General features: G+C 63.5%; 16 protein-coding genes. 9 read left to right on the forward strand and 7 right to left on the reverse strand.

Annotated elements, in window-relative coordinates; all coding sequences use genetic code 11:
* The first annotated feature begins 130 nt into the window (after positions 1-130).
* Entirely contained in the window at positions 131-1,720 is a 1,590-nt protein-coding gene (locus KBY58_RS10650) for an NCS2 family permease (protein WP_255004310.1), read from the forward strand.
* 138 nt (positions 1,721-1,858) lie between these two features.
* Here the strand turns inward: KBY58_RS10650 and KBY58_RS10655 are convergent, their stop codons facing one another.
* From KBY58_RS10655 to KBY58_RS10670, 4 genes are read right to left on the reverse strand one after another with little or no spacing between them, the layout of a single operon-like run.
* A complete protein-coding gene (locus tag KBY58_RS10655) occupies positions 1,859-2,494 on the reverse strand; it encodes an L-threonylcarbamoyladenylate synthase (protein WP_255004311.1) in 636 nt (211 codons plus the stop codon).
* On the reverse strand, positions 2,491-3,405 hold the full coding sequence (prmC, locus tag KBY58_RS10660) for a peptide chain release factor N(5)-glutamine methyltransferase (RefSeq protein WP_255004312.1): 915 nt from the start codon (positions 3,403-3,405) through the stop codon (positions 2,491-2,493). The genes KBY58_RS10655 and prmC overlap by 4 nt, the downstream gene beginning before the upstream one ends.
* 9 nt (positions 3,406-3,414) lie before the next feature.
* Positions 3,415-4,596, reverse strand: coding sequence for a DNA-processing protein DprA (locus KBY58_RS10665; RefSeq protein ID WP_315858056.1), 1,182 nt, complete (start codon positions 4,594-4,596; stop codon positions 3,415-3,417).
* A gap of 39 nt (positions 4,597-4,635) precedes the next feature.
* Positions 4,636-5,094, reverse strand: coding sequence for an acyl-CoA thioesterase (locus tag KBY58_RS10670; RefSeq protein ID WP_255004322.1), 459 nt, complete (start codon positions 5,092-5,094; stop codon positions 4,636-4,638).
* A 72-nt stretch (positions 5,095-5,166) separates the two neighbouring features.
* Here KBY58_RS10670 and KBY58_RS10675 point away from each other — a divergent pair, with 72 nt between their 5' ends.
* Positions 5,167-6,012, forward strand: a complete 846-nt coding sequence (locus KBY58_RS10675) for a universal stress protein (protein WP_255004313.1) — start codon at positions 5,167-5,169, stop codon at positions 6,010-6,012.
* Positions 6,013-6,039: 27 nt separating this feature from the next.
* Here KBY58_RS10675 and psbM read toward each other — a convergent pair whose 3' ends face one another.
* On the reverse strand, positions 6,040-6,147 hold the full coding sequence (psbM, locus tag KBY58_RS10680; protein WP_254934724.1) for a photosystem II reaction center protein PsbM: 108 nt from the start codon (positions 6,145-6,147) through the stop codon (positions 6,040-6,042).
* A gap of 60 nt (positions 6,148-6,207) precedes the next feature.
* On the reverse strand, positions 6,208-6,690 hold the full coding sequence (locus KBY58_RS10685) for a 2Fe-2S iron-sulfur cluster-binding protein (protein ID WP_255004315.1): 483 nt from the start codon (positions 6,688-6,690) through the stop codon (positions 6,208-6,210).
* Positions 6,691-6,822: 132 nt separating this feature from the next.
* On the opposite strand from KBY58_RS10685, the gene psbB reads away from it, so the two are divergent.
* The 7 genes from psbB (at position 6,823) to KBY58_RS10720 (ending at position 13,827) form a co-directional block, all read left to right on the forward strand.
* Positions 6,823-8,382, forward strand: coding sequence for a photosystem II chlorophyll-binding protein CP47 (gene psbB / locus KBY58_RS10690; protein WP_254934866.1), 1,560 nt, complete (start codon positions 6,823-6,825; stop codon positions 8,380-8,382).
* Positions 8,383-8,396: 14 nt separating this feature from the next.
* Positions 8,397-8,492, forward strand: coding sequence for a photosystem II reaction center protein T (locus KBY58_RS10695; RefSeq protein ID WP_010314684.1), 96 nt, complete (start codon positions 8,397-8,399; stop codon positions 8,490-8,492).
* A gap of 159 nt (positions 8,493-8,651) precedes the next feature.
* Positions 8,652-9,149: a transcriptional regulator NrdR gene (nrdR, locus tag KBY58_RS10700; protein WP_254934726.1), complete on the forward strand. Its 498-nt coding sequence runs from the start codon at positions 8,652-8,654 to the stop codon at positions 9,147-9,149.
* Positions 9,150-9,288: 139 nt separating this feature from the next.
* On the forward strand, positions 9,289-10,362 hold the full coding sequence (locus tag KBY58_RS10705; protein WP_254934727.1) for a 30S ribosomal protein S1: 1,074 nt from the start codon (positions 9,289-9,291) through the stop codon (positions 10,360-10,362).
* Positions 10,363-10,392: 30 nt separating this feature from the next.
* Complete coding sequence (locus KBY58_RS10710; protein WP_255004316.1) at positions 10,393-11,193, forward strand: HAD family hydrolase; 801 nt, start codon at positions 10,393-10,395, stop codon at positions 11,191-11,193.
* A gap of 60 nt (positions 11,194-11,253) precedes the next feature.
* A complete protein-coding gene (gene metK / locus KBY58_RS10715) occupies positions 11,254-12,516 on the forward strand; it encodes a methionine adenosyltransferase (protein ID WP_255004317.1) in 1,263 nt (420 codons plus the stop codon).
* A 12-nt stretch (positions 12,517-12,528) separates the two neighbouring features.
* Positions 12,529-13,827: an FGGY-family carbohydrate kinase gene (locus KBY58_RS10720; protein ID WP_255004318.1), complete on the forward strand. Its 1,299-nt coding sequence runs from the start codon at positions 12,529-12,531 to the stop codon at positions 13,825-13,827.
* On the opposite strand, the gene KBY58_RS10725 is transcribed toward KBY58_RS10720, so the two are convergent.
* On the reverse strand, positions 13,721-14,362 hold a 642-nt coding region (locus KBY58_RS10725), incomplete at its 5' end, for a mechanosensitive ion channel family protein (protein ID WP_255004319.1). The genes KBY58_RS10720 and KBY58_RS10725 overlap by 107 nt on opposite strands.

A 14,362-nucleotide genomic window follows, 5' to 3' on the forward strand; every position in this document is an offset into this window, starting at 1 on the left:
AGGTCAATAACGGTTGCCTCAGCAAGTTGAACGCCGCCGACCAGAAGACAGTCAGCAGCTTGATTGCAGGCATTAATGCCGCCGCCAAACTCCAGCCCAGCAGCAACTAGCTCCCCGCCCCAGCCAAATAATGCGACGAGCTCTGCCGCGGTTATGGGTCAGGGGTGATCTGGATGGATTTCTGGGCCTCGGCCTAGACAACCTGATCCAGATCCTCCTGATCGTGGGTCTCTGCCGCGGGGTATTGGGCTATCCCGACAAGTTGATATTTGGGGCAATCCTGCCGGCCACCGGCATCAGCCTGGTAGTTGGCAACTTCGCCTATGCACGCCAGGCCTACCTAATTGCCAAAAGTGAGCAGCGCTGGGATCGAACGGCCCTGCCTTATGGCATCAACACCGTGAGCCTGTTTGCCTTCGTTTTTTTAGTGATGTTGCCGGTGAAGCTGGCCGCCCTGGGCCAGGGCTTGGCGGAAGCGGAAGCGGTGCAACTCTCCTGGCAAGCGGGTCTGGTGGCCTGCCTGGGATCGGGGCTAATTGAAGCAACAGGGGCATTTTGCGCCGGCTGGCTAAGGCGCTGGCTGCCCCGTGCGGCCCTGCTTTCCACCCTCGCCGGCATTGCCCTGGGCTACATCGCCCTCGGTTTTCTGCTGCGCACCTACGCCCAACCGGTAGTGGGTTTGGCGGTGCTCACGGTGATCTTGATCACCTACTACGGCCAGGTGCGCCTGCCCCTTCCGGGAGGGTTGGTGGCGGTCCTTGTGGGCATCCCCCTGGCCTGGGCCAGCGGCCTGATCCATATCGATGCAGCCAGCTGGAGTAGCAATACGGCCCAACTGGGCCTGCGCTGGCCCCAACTGCAACTGGGGGCCCTATGGATGGCCCGCGGCCAACTCCTCCCCTGGCTGGGGGTGATAGTGCCCATGGGCCTTTTCAACGTGCTCGGTTCCCTGCAAAACCTGGAAAGTGCAGAAGCGGCCGGCGACCGCTACCCGGTGCGCAGCTCCCTATTGATCAACGGCCTGGGCACCCTTGCGGCGGCAGGCCTGGGCTCCTGTTTCCCCACCACCCTCTACATCGGCCATCCAGCCTGGAAGGCCATGGGAGCGCGCATTGGCTACTCCTGGCTTAACGGTTTGGTGATGGGCCTGGGCTGCCTGTTTGGCCTGTTTGGAGTGGTGGGCCAGCTCGTGCCGATCGAGGCCGGCATGGCCATTGTTTTGTATATCGGCATCGTGATTGCCGCCCAGGCCTTTCAAGCCACGCCCCGCAGCCATGCCCCCGCCGTGGTCCTGGGGCTGTTGCCGGGCTTGGCGGGGTGGGGAGCCCTGATGCTGAAGGCGGGCCTTAGGGCCGGTGGGGCGGGCAATGGCGCCCACCCCTTTGGCCCGGAAATGCTGGGCCAGTTAGCCCAGGCGGATGTTTGGGCCAGTGGCGCCTTTGCCCTGGAGCAGGGCCAAATCATTGCGGCAATGCTGCTTTCTGGGTTGCTGGTATTTGTGATTGAGCGGCGCTTTTGGGCCGCCAGTGCCTGCGCTGCCATCGCCGCGGCCAGCTCCTGGCTTGGCGTAATTCACGCCTGGCGGTTTACCCAGGCCGACACCGTGCTCAAGCTGGGCTGGGGAGCCGGCAGCTCCTGGGCCCTTGGCTATGCGCTCATGGCCGGCCTACTGGCCCTTACTGCCCTCGGAATCCGCCCTGGCTCCGGCCACAAGCCATAGGGCCACCACCACGACCATCCCGATAAACCAACGGGCTTCAAAAAGCCAGCCACCTAAATGGATCAGCGGCTGGAAAAACCAGTGGTTTATCACCAAAACCACCAACAAAATCAGCCCTAAGGAGGCCATGGCCCCTGCCTACATCCCTGGGAGCAGTACAGCACCAGCGCGCAGCACCTGCCAACTGCCAATTTGCCCATCGAGCTGGCCAGTGGGCTGCCCGGCAGACTGATCTATCCAGGCAATCACAGTGCTGGCCTGGCCCGTTGCCTTGGGCCAAGGCAGGGGCCCCAAAAGGGGCAGCTGGGGGAATAGGGCAGCCGCCTCCTCTGGCGAACTGGCCGGCTCCGCCCCGGATGGATTGGCGCTGGTGGTGGCCAAAGGGCCGCTGAGCTCCAGCAACCGGCAGGCCTGGGGGCAGGCCGGCACCCGAACCCCCAGGCTTGAGCCCCCGGGATTAAGGGCCTCAATTACTGGCCCATGGGCCGGCAGCACCAGGGTGAGGGCCCCTGGCCAGCCCAGCTCCGCCGCGGCCAACCACTCGCTGCGCCAGGGAACCTCCAAGGCCTCCTGTAATTGCTCCAGGCTTGCGCCCATCAGGATCAGGGGCTTCTCCGCCGGCCGCCGCTTGAGCTCCCAGAGCAGGGCCGCCCGACTCGGAATTACCCCCAGGGCCGGCAGGGTGTCGGTGGGAAATAGGGCGAGTTCACCGGCCCACAAACGGGCCGCCAGGAGCTCGGGCTCCAGCAGGCGCCAAGGGGGAATGGGGCTCATGGCAAAGGTCTCCGGGCAGCAACAAAGCGGCTGGTGCCCTCCAGGTCGGGGTGGGCGGTGACTTCACCAAGCCCATGGTCAGCCAAAAGGGCTTGCACCGCGGTGCTTTGGTCGTGGTGATGCTCAACAAACAGCCAGCCCCCCGGCGCCAAAGCTGCCGTGGCATCAACCGCAATCGCCCGCAGGGCCTTGAGACCATCGGCTCCGCCATCAAGGGCCGTGATCGGTTCGTGCTCCTTCACCACCGGCTCCAGATCTGCCCATACAGCGGTGGGGATATAGGGGGGATTGGCCACCACCACCTCCAGCTGCCCCCACCATGGCCGCAGGGGCTCCCACCAGCTGCCCTGCAAAAGCTCCACCTGCTTGGCCTGCAGATTGGCCCGCAAATTCTCCTGGGCAATGGCAATCGCCCCAGGGCTTAGCTCCACCGCCAACCCCCTACTGAGCGGCCAGGCCTGGGCCAGGGCCCTGGCAATGCAGCCCGAACCCGTGCCGAGATCGGCCCATAGCTGGGGTGGATCACCTTCCCGCACGGCCAAGGCCAGCTCCACCAGCAATTCGGTCTCCTGGCGTGGAATCAGCACCCCCGGGGCCACCAGCAGTTGCAAATCGCGCCAGGGGCACAACCCCACCAAATACTGCAAGGGCTCAGCGGTGCTGAGATGGCGGCGCCAGAGCTGCTCCAGCCCATCGAGCGACTGGCTCAATCGGACGCTGGCGCTGGGATCAAGACGCAGCGATTGCAGCGCAGTCCAGGGAAGCCCACCGCCCAGATCAACCAACCAATCCAGGTCGGCAGCGCGGCCACCAACTGCCAATTGGCGCTGGCGCCAGGCGAGCAGATCAGCTCCACAGGGGAGGTCTTGGCCCGCGGGGGGCTTGGCTTCACTGCGCTGGTGGAGGGCCATCAAGCCAGGCTAAGTGGGCCGCCACCAGAGGCCCGGCTCGGCCTTTAGCAAGCCGCCCAACTCCAGTTGCAGCAAGCGGGTAGACAGCTCTGCTGGGGGTTCGTTTAGGGCTGCACAAAGCCCCTCGAGGGAGGCCCCCTGACCCACGGCAGCCAGCAGGGCCCGATGGGCCCCTGGGTTTGGGAGGGAATTGGCTGCCAACTCCGGCTTGGGGGCCAACTCCGAATTGGCTGCCAGCAAGGGGCCGGGACCCAACTGATGCACCAGATCGGCCGGATCCAACAACACACTGCCGGCCCGAGCCAGTAGGCGGTTGCTGCCGGCCGCCGAGACCTTGCCGGGGTCGGCCGGCACGATCCAGAGGGGTAGGTCTTGGCGCCAGGCCAATTCTGCGGAGAGCAGGGCCCCGCTTTGCATTGGGCATTCAACCAAGACCACGCCGGCAGCAAGGGCCACCTGGAGCCGATTGCGGGCAGCAAAATTGCCGGCCCTAACGGCCGCCCCCGGGCCCTGCTCACTCACCAACAACCCCTGCTCCGCAACCTGGCGCTGCAGGGCACCGTGGTGGCGCGGATAGACCCGCTCTACAGGAGTACCCAACACCGCCACCGGCCTGCCACCGCGGGCCAGGCAGCCCTCGTGGACTGCCGCATCAATGCCTTCAGCCAAACCACTGACCACGGGCCAACCCGCCTGGGCAAGGGCAGCCCCCAGGGCCCTGGCCATGGAACGCCCTGGCACGGAAGGATGGCGGGTGCCCACCACCGCAATCGCCTGTCGGCGAGCTAGCTGGGGCCAGAGCGAACCCCGTCCGCGCCAATAGAGCCCCAGGGGTGGGCGCTCCAGCTTGTGCAGGGCTGGCGGGAAAGCCCGATCACCGGGCAGCAGCACCCGGCGCACTTGGGCGGATCGGGCCAACTTGGCCAGGGGCTCGGGCCCCCAACGCTGCCGATAGCTGGCGATTTGCTGCAGCAGGCTGGGACCAAAACCGGGCAACTCGCCCAGCTCCGCCAGGCTCGCCCGCCAGGCCCCAGACCAATCACGCCAGCGGGCTTCGATCAGGGCCAGCCGCGCCGAACCCAGCCCCTGGCAACCGCTCCACAGGAGCCACCAAAGCCGCTGCTCGGATTTCCACTGCTCAGCCGCGACTAGCTCAGCTGCGACTAGCTCAGCTGCTCCCAGAGAAGACAAGAACCCGCCCGCAAACGCCAGTACAAATGTACTGCACTCCTACTGCGGGCCCCGCTCTAGGGCCCCTATCGCTGCGGCCAGGTCGGCGGGCAGCCGGCGCAGCAATTTGCGCTGGCCTGGCCCGGCAGTTAGGTCCACCAGCACCAGCTCCACCCGGGCCTCCGCCGCCAGCACCCCATCGGGCCCCACAAACCAACTGCGCCAGGGCAATTTCACCCCCTTGCGCGGCAACACCTCACTGCAAAGCTGCACCCGATCGCCATGGAGCAAGGCCTGCTTGTAATCCAGGGCCAGGTGCACCACAGGCAACTCCAAACCCCGGCCTGAGAGATCGGCGTAGGCCAGGCCCACCGCCGCCAGGGCCTCCACCCGGGCCTCCTCGAGCCAGGCCAGATAGGCGCCATGCCACATCACGCCGGCATGGTCGGTGTGCTGGGGCAACACCCGGCGCTCCAAAAGCCACGGCCTGGGCTGGGGATTAATCCCCGAAATATCCATCACGGTCTGCGATTGCAATTGGTGGTGCCGGCAAAACGGCCATAGGCTGAGTCAAAGCCAACTTTTAAACCCTTGTTTCGCAACGTTTTAATCACCGACTCCAATAAGGGCCATGTCGAGGAGATGGTGCGCATGCTGCGGGAGATCCCCGTCGTGCGGCAGGCCCGTTTCAATCTGCTGCACGTGGTGCCCGAGCAGGTCGGCGAAAGCTTTGCCGAGCACTCCCAAAAGGCAGCTGGCCTGGCGGCCGAAACGGTGGCTCGCCTGGGCCTCAGCCCCAACGAGGTCAACACCATCATCCGCCAGGGGGACACCAAGCAAACCGTGCTCAAGGTGGCAGATGAGCTCAATTCCGACCTGATCGTGATTGGCTCCAGGGGCCTGAGCCGCCTCCAAGCAATTCTCAGCAACAGCACCAGCCAATACGTATTTCAGCTCTCCACCCGGCCGATGCTGCTGGTGCGCGACGACCTCTACGTACGTCACATCAACCGGGTGCTGGTGACCGTAGATGGCACGGGCGTGGGGGACGACGCCCTCAAGTTGGCCTGTGAGCTAGTGCGGGAAATCCCCGGCGGCAGCCTGATTGGCGTGCACGTCAGCCGCCAGGACATCACCCCCTCTCGCGGTGGCAAAAACCCTGCCGATGAGGCCCTAAGCAAGGCCGTGCAGAGGGCCCGAAGCTACGGGGTAGAGCTGAAAACCCTTCACCGCACCGGCGACATCGGCCGCAACGTCTGCGCCGCTGCTGAGGAAGCCAAGGCCGATCTGGTGGTGATCGCATCCCAGGACCGCCGCCCAGTGGTGGCAAGGGGGCTGGTAGACATCGATCGCCTGCTGAGCAGCTCCGTAAGCGATTTCATCCGGGTCCATGCCCCTGCCCCAGTGCTGCTGGTGCGCGAACCGGAGCGCAGTTAGGGGAGAGGGCCCTGGCCCTGCAACCGCTCAGCCGCCCTGGCGGCTGTTGGTTTGGATATAAAGCACGATCAAAAACACGGCCGGAACCAACACGAACATGAGGCTGGCAACAAAGCCGAGGTCGTTGGTTTCCATGGTTATCGGATTCGAGCCGTGAGACGGTAATCGGACGTTATCACCGTCAAATGGACTGATTCAGTCCGCTTCACCGCTCGTTGCGGTTGGCTCCTCTTCCAGCCCCTCCTCTTCCAGCCCCTCCTCCTCCAGCCCCTCCTCTTCGATTGGCTCCGGCGGAGCAGGCCAGGCCGTGGGCCCCTCGGGCAGGGGCTGGGCCATGGCGGCTGCCATCGCGTTTTCCTTGTCAGCCAAGCCCACCTGGGGCCTGGTGAGCACCAGCACCGATTGCTGCACCAGGGCCTGGCAGGCCAGGCGCCAATTCTGGGGACGCCCCCGCAACTTCTTCTCCTCAACCGTGGTGCGACCAGTGAGAGCCATCTCAGATATGGCCTCTGGCACCTCCACAAAACAGGTGATGCATTGGCCGCAGCCACCGCAATTTCCCAGCTTTCCCTTTAGGCCGTAGAGCTCGATGCCCTCACGTAGGGCCACCTCGCGCAGGTTTTCGCCCGGATAGCACTCCACATCACGCTCTTCCCGTACAAATCGAATTACCGGCATGGCTAGGGCACCTGAATGCTGATCATTCTGGCGGAGGCCCCGATGACCCCGGCCGTTGCGCTCCGTAACCTGACGCGCCGCAGGGCCCATCTCACCCTTACGATCGCCGCACCCACTCCAGAACTACTCCCCATGGGATTGCCCTGGTATCGGGTGCACACCGTGGTCATTAACGACCCGGGCCGCCTCTTGGCAGTGCACCTCATGCACACCGCTCTGGTTGCCGGCTGGGCCGGCTCCATGGCGCTTTACGAACTTGCAATTTTTGATCCCTCCGACGCGGTCCTGAACCCGATGTGGCGGCAGGGCATGTTTGTCATGCCCTTCATGGCTCGCCTTGGCGTTACCGGCAGCTGGGGAGGCTGGAGCATCACCGGCGAGACCGGTGTAGACCCTGGCTTCTGGAGCTTTGAAGGTGTGGCAGCAGCCCACATCGTTTTCAGTGGTCTGCTTTTCCTTGCTGCCATTTGGCACTGGACCTACTGGGATCTGGAGATCTGGCAGGACCCCCGCACCGGCGAACCTGCCCTAGACCTGCCCAAAATCTTTGGCATCCACCTACTGCTCGCAGGCCTGGGTTGCTTTGGCTTCGGAGCCTTCCACCTCACCGGCGTCTTTGGCCCAGGCATGTGGGTCTCAGATGCCTACGGGGTTTCGGGCCACCTAGAGGCGGTACAGCCCTCCTGGGGGCCAGAGGGATTTAACCCGTTTAACCCTGGCGGCATCGTGGCCCACCACATTGCTGCGGGCATTGTGGGCATCATCGCCGGCATCTTCCACATCACCTCCCGGCCGCCGGAGCGCCTCTACAAGGCCCTACGCATGGGCAACATTGAAACGGTATTGGCCTCGGCCATCGCAGCTGTTTTCTTTGCTGCCTTCATCGTCGCCGGAACGATGTGGTACGGCGCCGCCGCCACCCCCGTAGAGCTATTTGGCCCCACCCGCTATCAGTGGGACCAGAGCTACTTCAAAACTGAAATCAACCGCCGGGTCCAAACCGCCCTCGATGGCGGAGCCTCAATGGAACAGGCCTATGCCTCGATTCCAGAAAAGCTGGCCTTCTACGACTACGTAGGCAACAGTCCCGCCAAGGGCGGTCTGTTCAGGGTTGGTCCGATGGTCAATGGCGATGGCCTGCCCACCGGCTGGCTGGGTCACATCTCCTTCACCGATAAGGACGGCCGCAACCTCGAGGTGCGCCGTCTGCCCAACTTCTTCGAGAACTTCCCCGTAATTCTCCAAGACCAGGACGGCATTGTGCGAGCCGACATTCCGTTCCGCCGCGCCGAAGCGAAGTACTCCTTCGAACAGACAGGCGTAACGGCGACCGTCTTTGGCGGCGCTCTAAACGGCCAAACCTTCACTGACCCCGCCGATGTGAAGCGTCTCGCCCGCAAGGCCCAGCTCGGCGAAGCCTTTGAATTCGACCGCGAGAAGTACCACTCCGATGGCACCTTCCGCAGCTCACCGCGCGGCTGGTTCACCTTCGGCCACGCAGTATTCGCCCTGCTCTTCTTCTTCGGCCACATTTGGCACGGTGCCCGCACCCTCTACCGCGATGTGTTCGCCGGCATCGATCCAGACCTGGGCGAACAGGTTGAATTCGGTCTGTTCCAGAAACTGGGCGACCGTTCCACCCGTCGCCTACCCGAGGGCTACGTGCCCCCGGCCGGTTCCACCCTCAGCTGAACCCAGGAGAAACCATGGAAAGCTTTGCCTACATCCTGATCCTGGCCCTGGCCATTTCAACCCTGTTTTTCGCCATCGCCTTCCGCGATCCCCCGAAAATCGGCAAGTGATCTAGCCGTTCTCTCTGCATCAATGACTCCGCCCCTGAGCAATCAGGGGCTTTTTTATGGCAAAAGAAGCTGCCAATTAGGGCAATTAAGGGCTGGTTAACCCCTTCCCAAATCCGAAAATGCTGTTTAACTTTAAAAAGTTCACCCGGAACCTCGGGGATGCAATGCCCCTCTTGCCAACACACCGATAGCCGGGTGCTCGAATCACGGGCAGCCGATTGCGGCCGCAGTGTGCGCCGCCGTCGGGAGTGCCTCAACTGCGACTTTCGCTTCACCACCTATGAGCGGGTGGAAACGGTGCCGATCACCGTGGTGAAACGCAATTTCAACCGCGAAACCTTCAACCGCAGCAAGTTGCTGCACGGCGTGCTGCGGGCCTGCGAGAAAACCGGCCTGGCCCACTCCCGCCTAGAGGGTGTGGTGGATGAGATCGAACTGCAGCTGCAGCAACGCAGTGGCCGCGAGGTCAGCAGTGCCGAGATAGGCGAAATGGTGCTCCAACAGCTGGCCGAGATGAGCGAGGTGGCCTATGTGCGCTTCGCTTCGGTGTATGGCCAGTTCAAGGGCATCAGCGACTTTGTCTCCACCCTCGAACGGCTGAACAAGCGCGCCAAGAGCTCTGCCAAAGCCAAGCCCTCCTTGGCAGCCATTGGCTAACTGGACCCAGCCATTGGCTAACTGAGCCCAGCAGTTGCGTCAAGGGCAATTGGCTACAATGGGAGATTGCGTCTGAACTGCTGGCGGGCAGTCCGGGCGAATCCTTCGCACTGCCCCAGGGCAGACCGCCAATCCCCCCATGACCGTGACCCCTTCCGAAGCAAGCCCTGAGGCAAGCACCCAAGCCATCGAAAGCGAGATTGAAGCAGCGCTCGATGCCATTGACGAGCTCGACCTCAGCATTCCGGAAGACGTTCCCACGGCCGATGACCCCAGCAGTCGCGCCAGCCGCAATGACACCGATGGGGTGGGTTTCACCCTCGATGAATTCGCTTCGCTGCTGAGCAAGTACGACTACAACTTCAAGCCCGGTGACGTTGTCAACGGTACGGTTTTTGCCCTCGAATCGAAGGGCGCCATGATCGATATCGGCGCCAAAACCGCCGCCTTCATGCCCCTCCAGGAGGTCTCGATCAACCGGGTTGAGGGCCTGAGCGATGTGCTCCTGCCCGGCGAGATCCGTGAGTTCTTCATCATGAGTGAGGAGAACGAAGATGGTCAGCTCTCGCTCTCCATCCGCCGGATCGAATATCAGCGGGCCTGGGAGCGGGTTCGCCAGCTGCAGAAGGAAGACGCCACCATCTACAGCGAAGTGTTTGCCACCAACCGTGGTGGTGCCCTGGTGCGGGTAGAAGGCCTGCGGGGCTTCATCCCCGGCAGCCACATCAGCACCCGCAAGGCCAAGGAAGAACTGGTGGCAGATTTCCTGCCCCTCAAGTTTCTAGAGGTCGACGAGGAGCGCAACCGCCTGGTGCTCAGCCATCGCCGCGCCCTGGTGGAGCGGAAGATGAATCGCCTGGAAGTTGGCGAAGTGGTGATCGGCACGGTTCGTGGCATCAAGCCCTACGGCGCCTTTATCGATATCGGTGGGGTGAGCGGCCTGCTGCACATTTCCGAAATCAGCCACGAGCACATCGAGACACCCCACACGGTGCTCAATGTGAACGATCAAATGAAGGTGATGATCATCGACCTCGACGCCGAACGCGGTCGGATCTCGCTTTCCACCAAGGCCCTCGAACCGGAACCCGGCGACATGCTCACCGATCCGGCCAAGGTGTTTGAAAAGGCTGAGGAAATGGCCGCCCGTTACAAGCAGATGCTGCTGGAGCAAGCCGAAGATGGTGAATCGATCGATGTCAACGACGACTGAGCCCACCCCTAACCAACCCAGACCAACCAAATGGCCGAGATTTTGCTCCGCGGCACCAATCTCGGCCCCGTTAGTGGGGTCCTATTCGACAAGGATGGCACCCTCAGCCTCAGCGAAGCGAAGCTGATCACCCTGGCCAAGGCCAGGGTTTTTCTTTGTCTTCAGAGGGTTGATCCAGGCCAGCAACCCGAGCTGCAAAACCTCTTAGAGCGGGCCTATGGCCTCAGTGCCTGCGGCACCTTGCTCCACCCAGCTGGCACCACAGCCGTGGCCCATAGGGATCACAATCTGATTTCAACTGCCACCGCCCTGGCCCAGGTGGGGCTGGGCTGGCCCGAAGCCCTGGCCACCAGCGAGGCCGTATTTGCCGAAGCCGATGCCAATGCCGAAGCCGATGGCCAACGCCGTCCGCACGGCAGGCCCACCAGCGACACCACCGCCGGGCTGCTGCCCCTACTGAGCCAATTGCAGGCAGCCGGAGTGCTCTGCGCCGTAATCAGCAACGACGACGTTGCCGGAATCGAGCACTTCCTGGGAAGCCACCAGCTAAGGCCTTTTTTTGCTGGCATCTGGAGCGCCGAACACCGGCCCCGCAAACCGGATCCAGGGGCCATCCATGGCCTCTGCGCCGAATTGGGCCTGGCCGTGGAGCAGTGCCTGCTCATCGGGGACGCCAACAGCGACCTGCAAATGGCTGTGGCAGCAGGCATTCCCCAGCACAGATCCCTCGGTTACACCGCCGCCTGGAGTACGCCGCCGCCCTTGGCTGAATCCCACCCCCTGATTTACCACTGGAATGAATTGACGGTGCTGGCTGCGCCGGGCAAATAGGGGGTGACCCAGGCGAATAGGGTGGGTTGCTATAGCTCAGCAACCAAAGCAGCAGCCGGCATGGGTACAAGCACCAGGTACGTTTTCACCTCCGAATCGGTCACCGAGGGGCATCCCGACAAGATCTGCGACCAGGTGAGTGATGCCGTGCTCGATGCCCTCCTGGCCCAGGACCCGGCCTCGAGGGTGGCCTGCGAAACCGTCGTGAACACCGGTCTTTGCCTGATCACAGGCGAAGTGACCACCACCGCCCGGGTTGATTTCAACAGCCTGGTGCGGGGCGTGATTAAACAAATTGGCTATTCAGGGGCCAGGGCAGGCGGTTTTGACGCCAACAGTGCCGCCGTGCTGGTGGCCCTCGACCAGCAATCTCCCGACATCGCCCAGGGTGTCAATGAGGCCGACGACCACGACGGTGACCCCCTGGATCTGGTGGGTGCGGGCGACCAGGGAATCATGTTTGGCTACGCCTGCACGGAAACCCCTGAGCTGATGCCGCTGCCGATCAGCCTGGCCCACCGGCTGGCCAGGCGCCTGGCCGAAGTGCGCCACAACGGCACCCTGGGCTACCTGCTGCCCGATGGCAAAACCCAGGTAAGCGTTGTCTACGAAGACGACCAACCCGTGGCGATCGACACGATCCTGATCTCCACCCAGCACACCGCTGAGATCGAGGTGCCAGGCGCGGCACCGATCAGCGAGGAGAAGGCCATGCGCGAACAGATCGCCGCCGACCTCTGGCGCCATGTGGTGGAGCCCGCCACCGCCGACCTAAATCTCAAGCCAAACCAGGCCGACACCCGTTTTCTGGTCAATCCCACGGGCAAATTCGTGGTGGGCGGGCCCCAGGGCGATGCGGGCCTGACCGGCCGCAAAATCATTGTGGACACCTACGGCGGCTATGCCCGCCATGGCGGTGGCGCCTTCTCGGGCAAAGATCCCACCAAGGTCGATCGCTCCGCCGCCTACGCAGCCCGCTATGTGGCCAAGGCCCTGGTGGCAGCAGGCCTGGCCCGCAAAGTGGAGGTGCAGTTGAGCTACGCGATTGGCGTGGCAAAACCGGTGAGCATCCTGGTGGAGAGCTTTGGCACCGGCGCCATCGGCAATGGGGAGCTCACCGCCCTAGTGCAGGGGCACTTCGACCTGCGGCCAGGCGCAATCATCGAAACCTTTGGCCTGCGCAACCTGCCCCAACAGCGGGGCGGCCGCTTCTACCAAGACGTGGCTGCCTATGGCCACTTCGGCCGCAACGACCTCGACCTCCCCTGGGAAAACGTCGACAGCATCGCCGCCACCCTGAAGCAGGCCACCGCCCACCACTAGCGAACGCAGCCAATGGCAATGGCCCTGGGCATAGACCTGGGCACTGGCGGGCTGCGGCTGGCGCTGGTGGATGGGGCAGGCGAAATTGCCGCCCAAATCAGCGGCCCTTACCCAAGCCCCTTCCCCGATCCCCAAGGCTGGCGCCAGGGCCTAATTGCCCTATCTGCCCAACTGCCCAAGGAACTGATGGCCCATGTAGCGGCAGTTGCCATCGATGGCACCTCCGGCACCCTGCTGCTCTGCCGGCCCGATGGCAGCCTGTTGGCTGGAGCCCTGGCGGAGGCCCTGCCCTACGGCCAAGCCTGCCCCGATCACTCAGCAGCCCCGGGCGGCGCCAGCTCCAGCGCGGCCCGGGCCCTGGCCCTGCTGGCAAAAGCGGAGGCGGCGGCAGCACGGGGGCCATTTTTGCTGCGCCATCAGGCCGACTGGCTGATGGGTTGGCTGCTGGGGGATTGGCGCTGGGGGGAAGCGGGCAACAACCTGCGCCTCGGCTGGGACCTTGAGCAGCAGCGCTGGATCGAGGCCATTGCCAGCCAAGCCTGGGCGAGCTACCTGCCCGAAATCAGACCCAGCGGCACTGCCCTGGGATCGATCTGCCCTGAGGCGGCCCGGCAGCTAGGCCTAGCCAGGGAGGTGGTGGTGGTAGCTGGAACCACCGATGGCAATGCCGCTGCCCTGGCAGCAGAACCCGGGCCAAACGACGGGGTCGCCATCCTCGGCACCACAACGGTGCTCAAGCAGTGGGCCGATGGGCCCCTAATCGCACCTGGCATCAGCAACCACCAGATCGGCGGCCGCTGGCTTGTGGGTGGGGCAGCAAATGCGGGGGCGGGGGTATTACTGCAGTTTTTTAGCCCCGGCCAAATCGAAGAGCTCAGCAACCAAATTGATCCCCGGCAAAGCACGGGCCTGAAGCTCAGGCCCCAGCCGGGCAAGGGCGAGCGATTTCCGGTCGATGATCCAGAGCTGGAGCCGGTGCTCGGGCCCAGGCCCATCTCAGATGCCCACTTTCTCCAGGCCCTGCTGGAGGGCCTCACCGATCTGGAGCTGCGGGGTTGGCAAAGCCTCGAAGCTCTCGGCGCCCCCAGGGTGGAACGGGTGCTGAGCGTGGGGGGCGGAGCCCGCAATCGCCAATGGCGCCAGATGCGCAGCCTGGCCCTTGGCAAGCCCGTGCTGCTCAAGCCCCAGGCATCGGCAGCGGCGGCTATGGGGCGGCTGGCCCTGGCTTCATGGCAACGACCCTCTGGGGGAATGGAATCTCAATGCCCTCCTGCTCAAATGTCTTCCACACCTCAATCCCCACCTCACTAGCCACACTGATCCCATCCATCGGCCTCTCAATCCAATAGCGAATTGCGTAGGTAATACAGGATTCGTCGTAGCGCAAAAGCAGGCCCTTGGGCTTTGGCTTCGTCAGAACCCGCGGCACCTTTGCTGCCGTGGCCTCCAGTAGGGCAATAACCAGATCTGGTGGATGGTGATAGGCGGCCCCAACTAGCACCTGGCCGCGGCGGTGAGTATCACGAATGCCGCTGTAGGTCACCATCGACTGGGTGAAAAAATCCTGGTTAGGTACAACCAGCTCCACATTGTCGCGATCCCGCCAGAGGGTGGTGGCGCGCAAGCCAAGCTCCAATACCTCGCAGGGATCCTCACCACCGCCAACGGATTCGAGCAGCAACACATCACCGGGACGCACGGAACCCTCCAGCAACAGCCAAAGGCCACTGATGAAGTTGCTAAATATTTCCTTGAGACCAAATCCCAAACCCACCGACAAGCCACCCCCCACGGCCGCCAAAAAAGTGGAATTAACGCCCACATAGGCCAGGATGAATACCAGGCC

This window comes from Cyanobium sp. HWJ4-Hawea (assembly GCF_024345815.1).
Taxonomy (GTDB): domain Bacteria; phylum Cyanobacteriota; class Cyanobacteriia; order PCC-6307; family Cyanobiaceae; genus Cyanobium_A.